This is a genomic window from Marinobacter lacisalsi, from assembly GCF_042651045.1.
Lineage (GTDB): Bacteria > Pseudomonadota > Gammaproteobacteria > Pseudomonadales > Oleiphilaceae > Marinobacter > Marinobacter lacisalsi.
Map to the genome: position 1 here is coordinate 514,434 of NZ_JBHSDI010000001.1, position 12,855 is coordinate 527,288.

The window sequence follows — 12,855 nt, forward strand, 5'->3', positions numbered from 1 at the left end:
GGATGTTTTTGGACGCACAGTACTATTCACCGGCGGCCTACCATTCCGACAGGGATGGCGAGAAAGTTAACCGAGAACGCGCCTTTAAAAAGAGCAGGTTTGATGAATCCAGAAGTATGGCACTTCGCTGGGGAGGCACCAAGGACGTCATTCCCTCGGTTCTACTGCGCCACAAGACGCCAGAAGATCTTAAAAATCCCCATCAGGAAACCGATCTGGATCGTCAGATACAAAACGAAAGCCGTGAAGACCACGAATGTATTCTGCATGCTCCCTATCCCTTTCGTATATGGGCGTTGATGGTGTCGGAGAGTGCTGGTCGAATTTTGTTCTATCTTATGACCCCTCTAGCATTTTTAGTATTCGGTCTAGATTTTTTTATCTATGAGGAAATTAGCTGGGAAGCGATCTTCACGACGCTGCGAGAAGTATGGCTAGTATTTTTTATAGTTTCCGGACTACCGCTTCTGATGTGGACGATCCCCCTACTCATCCTCGCAGTTTCTCCCAGATGGCTAGGTAAAAAAGGCCAAGGCCCAGAATGGGAACTTAACCGTCGAACTGGCATGGTTCGAGTCTGGCACTACCCACGCCGTCTGTCCCGCCATCGCAAGCCCGACATTACTGAGCACCCATTCACGGATTACGAGGCCGCGGTCAGTGCCGCCGCGGACCAGTATGGCCCTTGGTACCACTTCATCCTGAGGCACCGCATTAGTGGTGAGTATGTCAAAGCTGGCACGGTCATCGGTCCCCAGCGAAACCTCGAGCAATGCTACGCCCTTTGGGACTTCCTGCAGAACTACATGGACGTGAGCCGACCGTTACCGGATGTACCTTTCCTGGAACCGCATCGCCATAAAGACCCGGTGACCGCCGAGCACGATGAGAAGGTGGGGCGCCCGGCCGATTACTGGCGTGATATGGACATGGCCACCTTCGAGCAGAGGGCGGAGGAAATGGAAGGCAGAGTAAGGTCTATTCGTTCGTTGTGAGGGTAGTGTAAACCTCCCTGTTCTAATGGCACTGCTGATTAGAGTCTTCCGCCCTTCTGGGAGCAAGGGCAGGCAATGGCACTCAATGTGGTCACTACCCCTCGTTCCTTAATGCCCCCACCTTCACTCAATACCAAGCACGGAAGCCGGCAAACCGATAAACAGCCCGCCCCAGAAGCGCCCGTCCGGCTCGATGGGTACCGACAGGTTGAACATCACTTCCCCGGTATCGCGGATGTAGCTTTGTAGCTTGAAGCGCCCCATGTGGGTTATCTCCCGGCTCTGGAAAAACCGCATGTGCCGGCTCTTCTGCAGGTCCACGTCCGGGTCGCCGGTGGGCGCGTGGGACAGTTCGCTGCGGTGGATGGCCACGTAGCCCTTGTTGTCCAGGGGCAGGCAATACAGTGCCCCGTCTTTCTCCCGGGCCCATTCGTCGATCAGGTGCTGACAGGCTTTCTGGAACGCCCGTGCATAGCTGACGTCGAATTTCTGCGGGTTGGTGTTGGGAATGGGCTGGTGGTTACGGTCGAACATGTTGACGCCATTGGCGATCAGTTTTGCGATCTCCGCCTGGATCAGGTCGCGTCGGGCTTCCACTTTCTCCAGGGTCTCCTCCAGCCTGCCGCGGCCGATGCGGAACTGACATAGACTGTGGAGGGTTTCATCCGCCGCGTCCACCAGCTCGGTGGTACGGTCATCGGAATGCTGCATGCTTTCGCGGATGCGCTGGCCCAGCTCGCGGATTTCGGTGCTGCGGCCGTGTACTTCCCGGTTAACCACCGAAAGCTGTTCCACCGCCGAGCTGATCTGCAGCAGGTCGCTGTGGGAGCTTTCGAAGTCGCCAATCATGGTCTGGAATTGCGCGGAGGAGGACCCGACTGAATGCCTTACGCGATCGGCCTGCTCCATCATGGCCCCGGTTTCGCTGGAGGTGCGCTCGACCACCTTGCCCATCTTGGCGACCAGGTCGTTGATCTGGTTCGCGGCGCCGCCGACCTTGACGGCCAGGGTACGGACTTCGTCGGCCACCACCGCGAAGCCCCGGCCCTGTTCACCCGCACGGGCGGCTTCGATGGCGGCATTGAGGGCGAGCATATTGGTCTGTTCGGAGAATTCCTGCACCGTGCGCAGAATGGTCTGGATGCTCTTGGACGTGCCCTGCAGTTCGCCTACGGTATCCTGGAATTCGGCCATCATCTCGCTCACCTGGGTAATCAGCCGGGCGGCTTCATCCAGTTCGGTGGCTGACTCGCGCCCGGTCTCCAGGTTGCGGGAGTTGGTTTCGGCGATGGTGTTGGTGCGCCGTGCCAGATCGTCAATGGCGGTGGAGGACTCCTCACTGGAACTGAAGATGGTCTCGGAATAGGATTCCTGCCGGGTGGCATCCTTCGCCGTCTCTTCCGTCAGTTTGCGGCTGTGCGCGGCGGCCAGGGTCACCTTGATGGTCTGGGTACGAAGGTCCTCCAGGGTGTGGCGCAGGCGTTCGACAAACTGGTTGAACTGCTCGGCGGTTTCATCGGTGTACCGATCGACGGGTACCTCGCGGGACAGGTCGCCCTGGTTCTCGTTGATGCCCTTCAGCGCATTGATCAGGGCCTGGCGTCCGCCGCCGGCACCCCGGCGGCGCTGGACCAGAAGCATGGCAATCCCGGCCACCCCCAGGGCCACGGCGAGCCAGCGCAGCCAGCCCTCTGCCTGGGTGAACAATACAATTGCGGTAAGTACCTGCAGGCCAGCCCAGGTCAGGTGGTCCCAACCGAGGTTCAGGCCCGCTCCGCTGGTATCTTTCGAAGCAACGGGTGCTGAGGAAGTGATGGTCGGCTCGGTCGACATGGCGCATTACCTTGTTAGGGGATACCGGCCGCCTACAAGGCGACATTTTTATTCTTGAAGTGAAATAGTGAGTCTAGCCTTGCCCGGTGTCTTTATCCGTTTCCATGTGTAACCTGATAGGATTGTTTTTGAACGGCGTTCATGGAACGTCATATCCTGCCCGTTTGCTTTCAGTTATTGAACGCATGGAGATTAATCACAATGAGCGTGTATACAGGCAGCTGCCTCTGCGGTGGCATTCAGTACGAAATCCGGGGCGAACTGGCGCCGGTGCAGATCTGCCATTGTCAGCAATGCCGCAAAGCCCAGGGCTCCGCACTGGTGACCAACATCCCTGTGTCCACTGAGCAGTTCTCGATGACGAAGGGAGAGGACTTGCTGACCAGCTACGAATCTTCCCCGGGCAAGGAGCGGGTATTTTGCGGCCGTTGCGGGTCGCCTGTGATCAGCCGTTTGCACAGCCTGCCCGGTGTCGTCCGCATCCGTGCCGGGACGCTGGATGGCGAGCCACCATTGACGCTGCTGGACCACGCCTATGTGGGCTCCAAGGCCAACTGGTGGCCCATTAACGATGATCTGCCGCAGATGGAGGCCGGGCGTCAGCCGACCAAATAGGTGGCGGTCCGGGATCGGTATCAGATATCCGTCCGATACCGCTCCTCCACGCCTTCATCAATGGCGTCCGCCTCGGACGACGACAAGCTCCGGTTCTCCGCAATTTCCTGCCCAAACGAGACCTTTACCTGCGGTCTGGGTGTTTCCGGATTCCAGATGCCGCTGCGGATCAGCGCTTTGCCGCAATGGAAGTAGGCGTTGGCGACCGCTAAACGGGTTACCAGCAACGCCTGCTGGCTTTTGGACATCAGCTTCTGGTTCAGCTTGTCGTCATGTACGAGGGTCGGGGTGCCATGCACCCGTAGCACTTCGGTGGTTCCGGGGACCATGAACAGCAGACCCACCTTTGATCCCTCCAGAATGTTCTGAAAGGAAAAGGCCAGCTTGTTGCCCTTGCGCTCGGGAATCAGCAGGTGGCCGGCGTCTTCCACATGCACAAAGCCGGGATCATCCCCTTTGGGAGATATCGAGGGGAAGCCTTCGCTATCAACGGTGGTTACCATGACCAGGGGCGAATGGCGGATAAAATTCACCATCCGAGCATTCAGGTGGTCGTAGATCTTCCCGGTCGTCCTGGGGCTAGGTTCGCCCAGGATGTTGCGGATGTGTTCGATGTTGGTGATATCCATGACCAGGGCCTCTCAAGGTGGGGGCCGCTTATCCGGTAGTGCGGCCCCGTTTGCGATGGACTAGAGCTTCTCCCCCGACCAGGGACAATACTCCCAGGAAATATGCGCATCCTTGCCGTTCGGGCATTTGCGGGGCACGAACAGGGAGTTCAGGGGCATTTCCACCGAGCCGTGGATCGAGTCGCCGTTGCGTTTGGTGAGCTCGACTTTCAGTTCGCCGGGCTTGTATGGGTCCAGTAGCCGGTCGGAACCCGCCTGCTCATCGTCATAGACGTAGAAATGCAGGTTGCTGCCCATGTTGCCGATGGCGTTGGCCAGGATCGGACGGAAGGTGCCCAGCATGATTTGCAGGTCGGAATCCAGCTCGGTCATGGGGGTGAGGGTGATCGGGTCACCGCCTTCCGGCGTGTAGGTAACCCGCATGGTGTCCCCGATTTCCTGTTTCGGATAGAACCTGAAGGCACCCAACTGGGTGATGTCTGCCTGCACGATACCCAGGATGGATACGCCGCTCAGGGCATCAATGGCGGCCTGCTTGTCCGCAGCGCTGGAGACCGTGTCCCGGGACATGACGGACTCCCAGAATTCCGTGGGGATCCACCACACCAGTGAGGCATGGTCATCGCCCGCGCCCTTGGGGGTGAACTGGATATCCTGTGTCAGGTCATCGGTGGGAACGTCTTCCAGGGGTTTACGTTCAGCCGCCAGGGCGTGGCTGCCTGCCAGCATTACGAGGGCGATGGATAGCAACAGTTTGGTCATCAGGTTGTCCTTTTGTTTCGGTCCCTGGGTTCGTCGTGGGGACGAAACCCTACTTCATTGTATCGGGCTTGCGGAAAGCAGTGGCGGGTCGATAAGGAGGTCGGCGGTTGTTCCGGGCCGGAATCCGTTCTGGCCAGTCCTGGGAGCCTGCATGATGACTGTTGCACAGACTCCTGGGGTTGCTTCCTGCAAGTGGCGTAAACATTATCACCCTGTCATGGCGAGGCCAAGAGTGGGGGATTCGTTTTGTCGGCGTGGTTCCCGAAAACGGCCGTCAGAACGGAAGCCGGGGGTGGGAGATTCCCCGGGTTCCCTATCGGTCAGGACCCCGGGGTGGTCTTGCTTACTGGCTGCTCAGGTAGTCGGTCGCCAGGGCGGACAGCGCCTGGATACCGGTTGCCAGCGCCCTGTCATCCACCAGGAATTCTGGTGAATGGTTGGGGGCGGCGCCTTTCATCTTTTCCATGGGTGTCACGCCCAGGAAGAAGAACAGCCCCGGAACTTCCTTCGCATAATAGGAGAAGTCCTCGGAGCCGGTGACCAGCGGGGCTTCGAAGACGCGGTTGGGAGCCACCCGCTTCAGGGTTGGCAGCATCTGCTCGGTAAGGGCTGGGTCGTTTACCGTGGTGGCGTAGTTATTGACGATATTGACCTCCGCCTCAGCACCGGAAGCGTGGGCAATGTGTTCAGCGGTCGTGGTCACCTGCTCGTTGACGTGCTTCTGAACATCGTCATCGAAGGTACGGATGGTGCCGGTCATTTCCACGGAGCCGGGAATGATGTTGTGGCGCGAGCCGCCCTCGATGGTGCCGATGGTGACCACGGCGGGCGCCGGCATGATGTTGGTCCTGCGGCTGACCACGGTCTGCAGGCCGTTGATGATCTGGGCACTGGCCACGATGGGGTCGACCCCGTCCCACGGCTGGGCGCCGTGGGTCTGCTCGCCGTTAACGGTGATGTACAGGTCGGAGCTGCTGGCCATGGTGGGCCCGCTGCGGTAACTGATGATGCCGGTGGGTGCCTTTGAGGTCACGTGAAGCCCGAAGATGGCGTCCACGTCCGGGTTCTTCAGGACGCCTTCTTCCACCAGCAGGCGGCCACCGAAATGACGTTCGCCCTGATAGACATAGTCACTGGGGCCTTCCTCCGCCGGCTGGAAGATGAACTTTACGGTGCCGGGAAGCTGGTCCTGCACGCTGGCCAGGTTCTCCGCCACTGCCATCAGGATGGCCACGTGGGCATCGTGCCCGCAGGCGTGCATGACCGGTGTTTCCTTGCCCTGATACTCCTGGATCACGTTGGAGGCATAGGGCAGGCCGGTCGCTTCTTTCACCGGTAGCGCATCCATATCCGCACGCAGGCCCACAACCGGGCCGGGCTGGCCACCCTTGAGTATGCCTACTACGCCGGTGGTTCCCACATCGGTCTGGACCTCCATGCCCAGGTCACGCAGGTGGGCGGCGATCAGTTCAGCCGTGCGGTGCTCCTGGTTGCCGAGTTCCGGGTGCTGGTGAATATCGTGCCGCCACTCGATGGCCTTCTCGTGAACGCTGGCGGCACCCTCAATGACCTGCTCCGTCAGGGTATTGTTTGCCATCACCTGGGGGGCGGTGATTGAGGTACAGGCGAGGGTTACGCCCAGCAATGCATGACGCATGGTGTTCTCCTTTTTGTGGTTGTTGGCTTGTGCCGGTTAATGGCACGGATGGATGGGGGATCGCTGTCGATACTCCGAGGGTGAACAGCCGTACCAGCCGCGGAACGCACGGTAGAACTGGGCCGGCTGCCGGTAACCCAGTAACGAGGCGGTCTGGTCGTTGGAATAGCCCCGCGCAAGGTAATTGGCGGATAGCTGTCGGTGGTTCCGGTCTACCAGGTCACGGAAGGTGTAACCCTCGGCACGGATGTGGCGTTGCAGTGAGCGACGGCTGACGGCCAGCAGGTGGGCGCAGCGGTCGATATTGGCCTCACCCAGGCGGGACAGCAGCGGCAGCAGTACATCGACGGATTCCTGCCATCTGGGCTGTGGCTGCAAACGGTTGAGTCGCCGTTCCCGCTTCGCCAGTTTTTCCGGGGAAATCGGGTGCCAGTGAAGAGGTCGGGAAAGGGCTCCGACCGGAAAATCAATGGCCGTTTGATGGTTCCCGAACGCCACCCGCGCCGGTAACAGGGCACGATACTGCTGTTGTATCGTCATGGTCGGAACATGGTTCAGGCGGATGACGTCGATCTGCGGCACACCCAGCCCCAGAAGGATTCTGGTCAGGCTGTACACGGTGGCATCGACCAGCTCCCATGCGTCGACGTAGCCCGGGTTGGGCTCGATCTGCAGGCTGGCAATGCCGGAGGCTTCCCGTAGCCTGATGCGGCACAGGTCGGAGCTCACGGTCATGTAGCGACAGAGCAGCGAAATGGCGTCGCCCAGGCTCAGGGCGCCGGCCAGAAAAGTGCGCGCCATGAACCCCGGCTCATAATTAAGGTGGCTGTAGGCCCGTATCATCAGCAACGGATCAGCGTAGCGATCCATCAACCCGCCCTGTAGTTCCTGCAGGCATTCCAGGGGAACACGCACGGAGCTTGCACACATGGGCAGCGGCGGCACCTGGCCCTGTGCCCGCTTCAGGACGTCGGGCTCAACGATATGGCCCAGACCCTTGAGGCTGGTCAGGTAGTGTTCACTGGAAACAGAGGCAACAGAGTTGGCTTCCCGCATGGCGCTATATCTATCGTTTGGATCGGGCATCGGACGACTGCCTCAGGTGAACCCTTGACCTGAGACCCTTGCCATTGAAATTACAGTCACGGCCTTGTCACCGGCAAGTGCAATTGGTGCCAAATACAGGAGTGGATAAACGGCGGCGGGCTGACCTTTCGGCGACAGGGGTTGAGAGGTGGTGGTGATTACTGTAAATTCATACAGCATTCACCAATCAATACTGCGAGGCACTACCATGGCGGTACAAGCAGTCTACTTCTCCGATAAGGATGGGCTGGACATGGCGTTGAAGCACCCGGAAACCCTGCTGTTCACCAACAAGTCCGAGGCGGATGCCCGTGACAAGGTGCTGGAGCTGTCCGAGGAGATCCGCGACTTCCTGACCCGCATGGTGGAGGGGCTGGATGAGGAAACGGCAGACCGTTGCGCCTTGGCCATTGCCGAGAACCGGGACCTGTTCCAGAAGGCCCTGAAGAAACCTCAATTGCTTAACGAGGAAGCTGAGGCCAGCGACTGAGGGATAAAGCGGTGAGGGGGCAGTGGATCAGTCCACCGCCCCCTTAGCCATCACTTTCCATCGGCCGCACCCTGCTGCCGGGCCCGGATTCTGTAAAGAACCTTTTCCGCCCTCTGGTCACCGGTATCGATACCGGCGGCGCGAAGGCGCTCGTCCAGCGACCGGTTGCCCAGGTCCTGGTCAAGCTCGTTCAGGGCTTCATCCATATCATGTGCACGTGCCTGGCGTGACTGGATTCGGGCAAGGGACTGATCCATTTCCTCGAAGTGACCGGTGATACCCTGCCGGTATCCGTTCAGTTGCACGTTAACACGCCCTGCCGACTGGTTGGTCCGGGCCAGGCGCAGTTCCGACTGGTAGTGGCGCAGGTTGCGGGCGGTTTCCCTTAGCTGGCTTCGCAACCGGGCTTCCTGTTGCTGGATACGCTCCAGGTGCTGTTGTTGCCGGGTCAGCAGGTTTTCGTCCTCGGCAATGGCGGTGGCCAGTTCCATGGCCAGCCCCTCGTGCCCGTCCTCCAGAGCCTGAGCGGCCTGGGCTTCACGATTTTCTATGGACTCCCTCAGGGACGCATTGTCCCGTTCCAGGAACTTCTTCTCTGCCATCAGGCAGGCCAGTTGGCGTTTTGAGCGGCCGAAGGCCTGCTCCGCGTCACGCAGTTCCTGCTCGAAGATGCGGATGGCATTGGCGTCCACCAGGGCCTCGGCCGGTTCCTGGGCCGAGGCCCGTAACAGGGTGTTGAGTTTGGTCCAAACGCTCATGGCATCACTCCGCATATTCTTTCAGCAGCTGATTGGTACGGGCTTCGGAGATGCGGTTTACGATGCGCTGGCCCTCGTGTTCATCCCGCATGGTCTTGGACAGCGTGATGGTGGTGCTGATCAGGAACAGGGCGCTGATGGCCATGTAGCCCTTGAGCACGATGTCCACGGGCGCAAGTACCACGCCTGCGCCAGCCGCCAGCACCGCAATCGCGAATGAAACCTTGACGAAAAATACCCAGGAAGCGGAATTGCTCTTCAGTTCGTTTTCCATCGTCCTTACCTCATGTCTTGTTGTTAATGCCTTTCGGTGAGAGCACTGTGCCGGGGTGTTGCAGGGTGGGCGAGAACAATCGAAAAAGTCGCGTCCCACTGGCCTGAAAGTATTAAATAGTGATACGTTCTGGCGATTAGCAACCCTGGGGGATTATCAGATGGCACAAACGGCGGCCATTGTGGACGTGCTGAAACGACGATTGAGGGAACAGGGGCTGACTTACGCCCAGGTGGCAACGGCCCTGGAGTTGTCCGAAGCCAGCGTGAAGCGGCTGTTTTCCGAGCGACAGTTTTCGCTGCGGCGTCTGGACCAGGTCTGTGCCCTGATGGGGCTGGAGATCAGTGACCTGGTGCGGGAACTCAAGCCGGAAACCAGGATCCAGCAGCTCACCCTGGAGCAGGAACAGGAACTGGTGTCCGACCCGCGCCTGCTGCTGGTGGCTATCTGTGGGCTGAATCGCTGGCAGCTGGCGGAGATCCACGCCAACTACTATTTCTCCGAAACCGAGGTCATCGGTTACCTGGCGCGGCTGGACCGTATGGGGCTGGTGGAGCTGCTGCCGGGCAACCGCGTCAAACCCCTGGTGGGGCATGATTTCACCTGGCTGAGGAACGGCCCGATCCAGCGCTTTATCGAGACGGAGGTGCAGCCGGACTTCTTTAACTGCAACTTCACCGGGCCCGGGGAACTCAGGCTGTTCCTCAACGGTATGGTGTCCACCCATTCCAGTGAAACCATCCACCAGAAAATGCGCCGGCTGGCCCAGGAGTTCCTCCACTGCCACCAGGAAGACCAGGCCCTGCCCCTGGGCAAGCGCTTTGGTGTCAGCCTGATGGTGGCCATACGGCCCTGGGAAATGGCGGTGTTCGCCAAGTACCGCCGGCCGGAATCACGGAAGCCCTATCCCGGCCAGGCCCGTCGCTAACCCCGTCGCGAAACAGGCACCCCGCCCACGATGGTCGTCTGGATGGACACGGGAAGTCCGTCCAGCTCACTCACCAGCAGCAGATCCGCATCGTAGCCGGGGGCGATGGTGCCCTTGTGGTTGCCCATACCCGCGGCCTTTGCGGGGTTCTCGCTGACCATTTTCCAGGCCTGCGGCAACGACATCAGGCCCTGCTCTGCGGCCAGGAATGGGGCGCGAAACAGGCTGGGGTAGTGGTAGTCACTGCACAGGATATCCACGAGACCTTGTTCGATGGCCTCCCGTACGCTGATGGCACCCACATGGGAGCCGCCCCGGACCAGGTTGGGTGCGCCCATCAATACGGAAATTCCTGCCTCTCGGCTGGCCCTGGCGGTCTCCGCATCCATGGGAAACTCCGCGATGGCGGTCCCCAGCTCACGGTTCAGGACAACGTCCTCTGGACCCTTGTCATCATGGGAGGCCAGGCTCACGCCCGCCTGGTGGGCGATCCGGGCTAGCTCGACTACCTGTTCGGCGCCGGGTTGCCGCCGTTCCTGCAGGCTGTTCAGAAAGTGACTGGTTTCCTCCTCCGTCATCGACACCCGTCGGCGCAGGCCATCCAGGTAGCGCTCGATGCTACGCTCGTTGTCCATCAGGGGCAGGTGGTCATTGAGTGACAGCAGGTGCACGCGGCCGCTTTCCAGCCAGCTTACCAGCTCGTCATGGTCGTCGGTGTTCACCTGCTCATGGCGGATGTGAACCCGAGCCTGGCAGCGGAAACGCGGGGCAAGGGATTCCAGTGTTTCCAGCAATCCCCGAACCGTCTGCCGGCTTCTCGGACCCGGCTCGAAACCGTCGGTAATGCTGTAGAAAAAGGTGGTAATGCCGTTGGTGACCAGGCTGGCATCGTTGGCGGCCAGTGCAAGGTCGAGGGGGAACAGCGTACCGGTGCGGGGCGTGATGTGGCGTTCGAAGGCATCGCCGTGCAGGTCGATCATTCCGGGCAGCAGGTAGCCGCCGTGGCCGTCAATGCGTTGCTCGCAGTGTGTGTCCACATCGGCGCCGATGGCAAGGATGCGGCCTTCGGACAGTTGTACCCGGGTGTTCTCCAGCCAGTCGTCTCCGGCCAGTACATTGACGTTGTCGATCAGCAGGTCGGGTATGGTCTGGATTGTTGGTTCAGTGGCGACGGTCATGGGTTATTCCTGTGTCTGTGCAACGTTCGAAAAAATCACTGGGGGCGGTCCATCAGCCGGGAGCGCAACCGTGTGGAAACCTGCTCGACGGAAAACACCAGGATAAAGATCAGCAGAATGATGGTGGCGGCCTGGTCATAGCGGAACATTTCCATGGACACGGCGAGCTCGGCGCCGATGCCTCCGGCCCCCACCAGCCCCAGGATTACCGAGGAGCGCACGGCTTTTTCCAGTGAGAACAGGCTGGTATTGATCATGCTGGGCATGGCGCCGGGCAGTAGCACCACCGCCATGCGGTCGATGGGGTTGGCGCCGATTGAGGCGAGGGCTTCCGAGGGGCCGGGGTCGACTTCTTCCATGGCTTCGGCAAAGAAGCGGGCGCAGAAACCGATGGTGTCGACGATGATGGTCAGGGTGCCGGCGAAGGTGCCCAGCCCCACGGAGACCACGAAGAACAGCGCCCAGGCCAGGTCCGGCACGGTGCGCATGAAGCTCACGATGGAGCGCACGACATGCCGGACAATGGGATGGGGCGAGGTGTTACGGGCGGCCAGCAGGGCCATGGGGATGCTCAGCAGCACGCCGATCACGGTACCCACCAGGGCCATCTGGAAGGTCACCAGTATGGACCCGGCCACCGGCACCAGCCGATCCGTCGCGGGGGGCACCATCTCGCCCGCCACCTGAGCCATATTGGGCAGCCCGCTGATCAGCTCGGGCAGCGACATCCCGGCCCCCTGCATGGACCAAAGAAAGAAGCCCAGGAATAGCGCGAACAGGCAGGTGTTGATCCAGGACGGCGGTTCCAGCCGCCGGGGCAGCGCTGAATGGTTGCTGACTGGCTCAGACATAGAAGTCCCTCAGGGTAGCCAGTGTCTGGTCACCACTGGTGCTGTCCAGGGCCAGGGTTCTGTCGCGCAGGCCCAGCACGCGGTCGGCGTAGTGCAGGGCATGCTCGATCTGATGGGAAACAAAGAACAGCGTCAGCCGATGGTTCCGGCACAGGCGACCGAACAGCTCCATCACCGCCTCACCAGATTGCGGGTCGAGGCTGGCGGTGGGCTCGTCGGCGAACAGCATGGTCGGGTTCTGCATCAGCGCGCGGGCAATGGCTACCCGTTGCGACTGGCCGCCGGACAGCTGGTCGCAGCGTTTGTCCGCCAGGTCCGCCAGCCCGACCTGCTCCAGGCAGTCCATGGCCCGTTGCCGGTCTCCATTCCGCGACAGGCCCTGCAACCAGTTGCGTGGGCCACAGGCGTGGGCCAGGTTGCCATGCATGACGTTGCTCAGTACTGACAGGCGGGGTACCAGGCAGTGCTTCTGGAACACGAAGCCCACACGCTGGCGGGAACGGCGCAGCGCCCGGCCCCGCATGCCGGACAGCCGTTCGCCGGCCAGCACGATTTCCCCTTCGTCCGGTTCAATCAGGCGCACACAGCAACGTAGCAGGGTGCTTTTGCCGGCCCCGTTGGCACCGATGAGGGCGACGGATTGCCCCGGCAGAACCTCGAAGCCCACGTCGCGGAAGACCGGCGTGGTACTGCCGCTGAACCGCTTGGTGAGCCCGTTGACCTGCAGGGATGACAGGGGCGCCTGTGCCAGCGTGCCCCCTGTTGGGTGTATTGGATGGGCCAGGGTAGTCATGGACAG

Annotated in this window: 14 protein-coding genes; 4 read left to right on the plus strand and 10 right to left on the minus strand. The window is 60.6% G+C overall.

The genetic code is table 11. The annotated features are described in order from the left end of the window. The first annotated feature begins 2 nt into the window (after positions 1–2). On the plus strand, positions 3–995 hold the full coding sequence (locus ACFOZ5_RS02370; RefSeq protein WP_379885133.1) for a hypothetical protein: 993 nt from the start codon (positions 3–5) through the stop codon (positions 993–995). 123 nt (positions 996–1,118) lie between these two features. Here ACFOZ5_RS02370 and ACFOZ5_RS02375 read toward each other — a convergent pair whose 3' ends face one another. Beyond that, positions 1,119–2,828, minus strand: a complete 1,710-nt coding sequence (locus ACFOZ5_RS02375; protein WP_379885135.1) for a methyl-accepting chemotaxis protein — start codon at positions 2,826–2,828, stop codon at positions 1,119–1,121. Positions 2,829–3,029: 201 nt separating this feature from the next. On the opposite strand from ACFOZ5_RS02375, the gene ACFOZ5_RS02380 reads away from it, so the two are divergent. Next, on the plus strand, positions 3,030–3,443 hold the full coding sequence (locus ACFOZ5_RS02380; protein WP_379885136.1) for a GFA family protein: 414 nt from the start codon (positions 3,030–3,032) through the stop codon (positions 3,441–3,443). 20 nt (positions 3,444–3,463) lie between these two features. Here ACFOZ5_RS02380 and ACFOZ5_RS02385 read toward each other — a convergent pair whose 3' ends face one another. The 4 genes from ACFOZ5_RS02385 to ACFOZ5_RS02400 all read right to left on the minus strand — a co-directional run bounded on the left by ACFOZ5_RS02385 (position 3,464) and on the right by ACFOZ5_RS02400 (position 7,577). Then, the gene (locus ACFOZ5_RS02385) at positions 3,464–4,072 is read right to left on the minus strand and encodes an MSMEG_1061 family FMN-dependent PPOX-type flavoprotein (protein ID WP_379885138.1); all 609 of its coding nucleotides are present in this window, start codon (positions 4,070–4,072) and stop codon (positions 3,464–3,466) included. 60 nt (positions 4,073–4,132) lie between these two features. Beyond that, positions 4,133–4,834 (minus strand): hypothetical protein, encoded by a 702-nt coding sequence (locus ACFOZ5_RS02390; protein ID WP_379885140.1) that lies wholly within the window; start codon positions 4,832–4,834, stop codon positions 4,133–4,135. Positions 4,835–5,177: 343 nt separating this feature from the next. Continuing rightward, on the minus strand, positions 5,178–6,491 hold the full coding sequence (locus ACFOZ5_RS02395) for an amidohydrolase (RefSeq protein ID WP_379885141.1): 1,314 nt from the start codon (positions 6,489–6,491) through the stop codon (positions 5,178–5,180). Positions 6,492–6,527: 36 nt separating this feature from the next. Next, entirely contained in the window at positions 6,528–7,577 is a 1,050-nt protein-coding gene (locus tag ACFOZ5_RS02400) for an AraC family transcriptional regulator (protein ID WP_379885143.1), read from the minus strand. 208 nt (positions 7,578–7,785) lie between these two features. Between ACFOZ5_RS02400 and ACFOZ5_RS02405 the strand changes: the two genes are divergently transcribed. Next, positions 7,786–8,067: a YebG family protein gene (locus ACFOZ5_RS02405; protein ID WP_379885144.1), complete on the plus strand. Its 282-nt coding sequence runs from the start codon at positions 7,786–7,788 to the stop codon at positions 8,065–8,067. Positions 8,068–8,117: 50 nt separating this feature from the next. Here the strand turns inward: ACFOZ5_RS02405 and ACFOZ5_RS02410 are convergent, their stop codons facing one another. Both ACFOZ5_RS02410 and ACFOZ5_RS02415 read right to left on the minus strand, forming a co-directional pair. Continuing rightward, entirely contained in the window at positions 8,118–8,825 is a 708-nt protein-coding gene (locus tag ACFOZ5_RS02410) for a PspA/IM30 family protein (protein WP_379885145.1), read from the minus strand. 4 nt (positions 8,826–8,829) lie between these two features. Further along, entirely contained in the window at positions 8,830–9,099 is a 270-nt protein-coding gene (locus ACFOZ5_RS02415; RefSeq protein WP_379885147.1) for a YiaA/YiaB family inner membrane protein, read from the minus strand. A gap of 160 nt (positions 9,100–9,259) precedes the next feature. Between ACFOZ5_RS02415 and ACFOZ5_RS02420 the strand changes: the two genes are divergently transcribed. After that, positions 9,260–10,027: a helix-turn-helix domain-containing protein gene (locus ACFOZ5_RS02420; RefSeq protein ID WP_379885149.1), complete on the plus strand. Its 768-nt coding sequence runs from the start codon at positions 9,260–9,262 to the stop codon at positions 10,025–10,027. Here ACFOZ5_RS02420 and ACFOZ5_RS02425 read toward each other — a convergent pair. From ACFOZ5_RS02425 to ACFOZ5_RS02435, 3 genes are read right to left on the minus strand one after another with little or no spacing between them, the layout of a single operon-like run. Continuing rightward, complete coding sequence (locus ACFOZ5_RS02425) at positions 10,024–11,205, minus strand: alpha-D-ribose 1-methylphosphonate 5-triphosphate diphosphatase (RefSeq protein WP_379885150.1); 1,182 nt, start codon at positions 11,203–11,205, stop codon at positions 10,024–10,026. The two genes, ACFOZ5_RS02420 and ACFOZ5_RS02425, sit on opposite strands and share 4 nt — an antisense overlap. A 35-nt stretch (positions 11,206–11,240) precedes the next feature. Continuing rightward, complete coding sequence (gene phnE / locus ACFOZ5_RS02430) at positions 11,241–12,056, minus strand: phosphonate ABC transporter, permease protein PhnE (RefSeq protein WP_379885151.1); 816 nt, start codon at positions 12,054–12,056, stop codon at positions 11,241–11,243. Then, a complete protein-coding gene (locus tag ACFOZ5_RS02435; RefSeq protein WP_379885152.1) occupies positions 12,049–12,849 on the minus strand; it encodes a phosphonate ABC transporter ATP-binding protein in 801 nt (266 codons plus the stop codon). Before ACFOZ5_RS02435 ends, phnE begins: the two co-directional genes overlap by 8 nt. Positions 12,850–12,855: the final 6 nt, after the last annotated feature.

Excerpts from the sequence above, each read along its gene's own strand:
- ACFOZ5_RS02370 (WP_379885133.1), top strand. The coding sequence starts at position 3 with ATGTTTTTGGACGCACAGTACTATTCACCGGCGGCCTACCATTCCGAC.
- ACFOZ5_RS02375 (WP_379885135.1), bottom strand. The coding sequence starts at position 2,828 with ATGTCGACCGAGCCGACCATCACTTCCTCAGCACCCGTTGCTTCGAAA.
- ACFOZ5_RS02380 (WP_379885136.1), top strand. The coding sequence starts at position 3,030 with ATGAGCGTGTATACAGGCAGCTGCCTCTGCGGTGGCATTCAGTACGAA.
- ACFOZ5_RS02385 (WP_379885138.1), bottom strand. The coding sequence starts at position 4,072 with ATGGATATCACCAACATCGAACACATCCGCAACATCCTGGGCGAACCT.
- ACFOZ5_RS02390 (WP_379885140.1), bottom strand. The coding sequence starts at position 4,834 with ATGACCAAACTGTTGCTATCCATCGCCCTCGTAATGCTGGCAGGCAGC.
- ACFOZ5_RS02395 (WP_379885141.1), bottom strand. The coding sequence starts at position 6,491 with ATGCGTCATGCATTGCTGGGCGTAACCCTCGCCTGTACCTCAATCACC.
- ACFOZ5_RS02400 (WP_379885143.1), bottom strand. The coding sequence starts at position 7,577 with ATGCCCGATCCAAACGATAGATATAGCGCCATGCGGGAAGCCAACTCT.
- ACFOZ5_RS02405 (WP_379885144.1), top strand. The coding sequence starts at position 7,786 with ATGGCGGTACAAGCAGTCTACTTCTCCGATAAGGATGGGCTGGACATG.
- ACFOZ5_RS02410 (WP_379885145.1), bottom strand. The coding sequence starts at position 8,825 with ATGAGCGTTTGGACCAAACTCAACACCCTGTTACGGGCCTCGGCCCAG.
- ACFOZ5_RS02415 (WP_379885147.1), bottom strand. The coding sequence starts at position 9,099 with ATGGAAAACGAACTGAAGAGCAATTCCGCTTCCTGGGTATTTTTCGTC.
- ACFOZ5_RS02420 (WP_379885149.1), top strand. The coding sequence starts at position 9,260 with ATGGCACAAACGGCGGCCATTGTGGACGTGCTGAAACGACGATTGAGG.
- ACFOZ5_RS02425 (WP_379885150.1), bottom strand. The coding sequence starts at position 11,205 with ATGACCGTCGCCACTGAACCAACAATCCAGACCATACCCGACCTGCTG.
- phnE (WP_379885151.1), bottom strand. The coding sequence starts at position 12,056 with ATGTCTGAGCCAGTCAGCAACCATTCAGCGCTGCCCCGGCGGCTGGAA.
- ACFOZ5_RS02435 (WP_379885152.1), bottom strand. The coding sequence starts at position 12,849 with ATGACTACCCTGGCCCATCCAATACACCCAACAGGGGGCACGCTGGCA.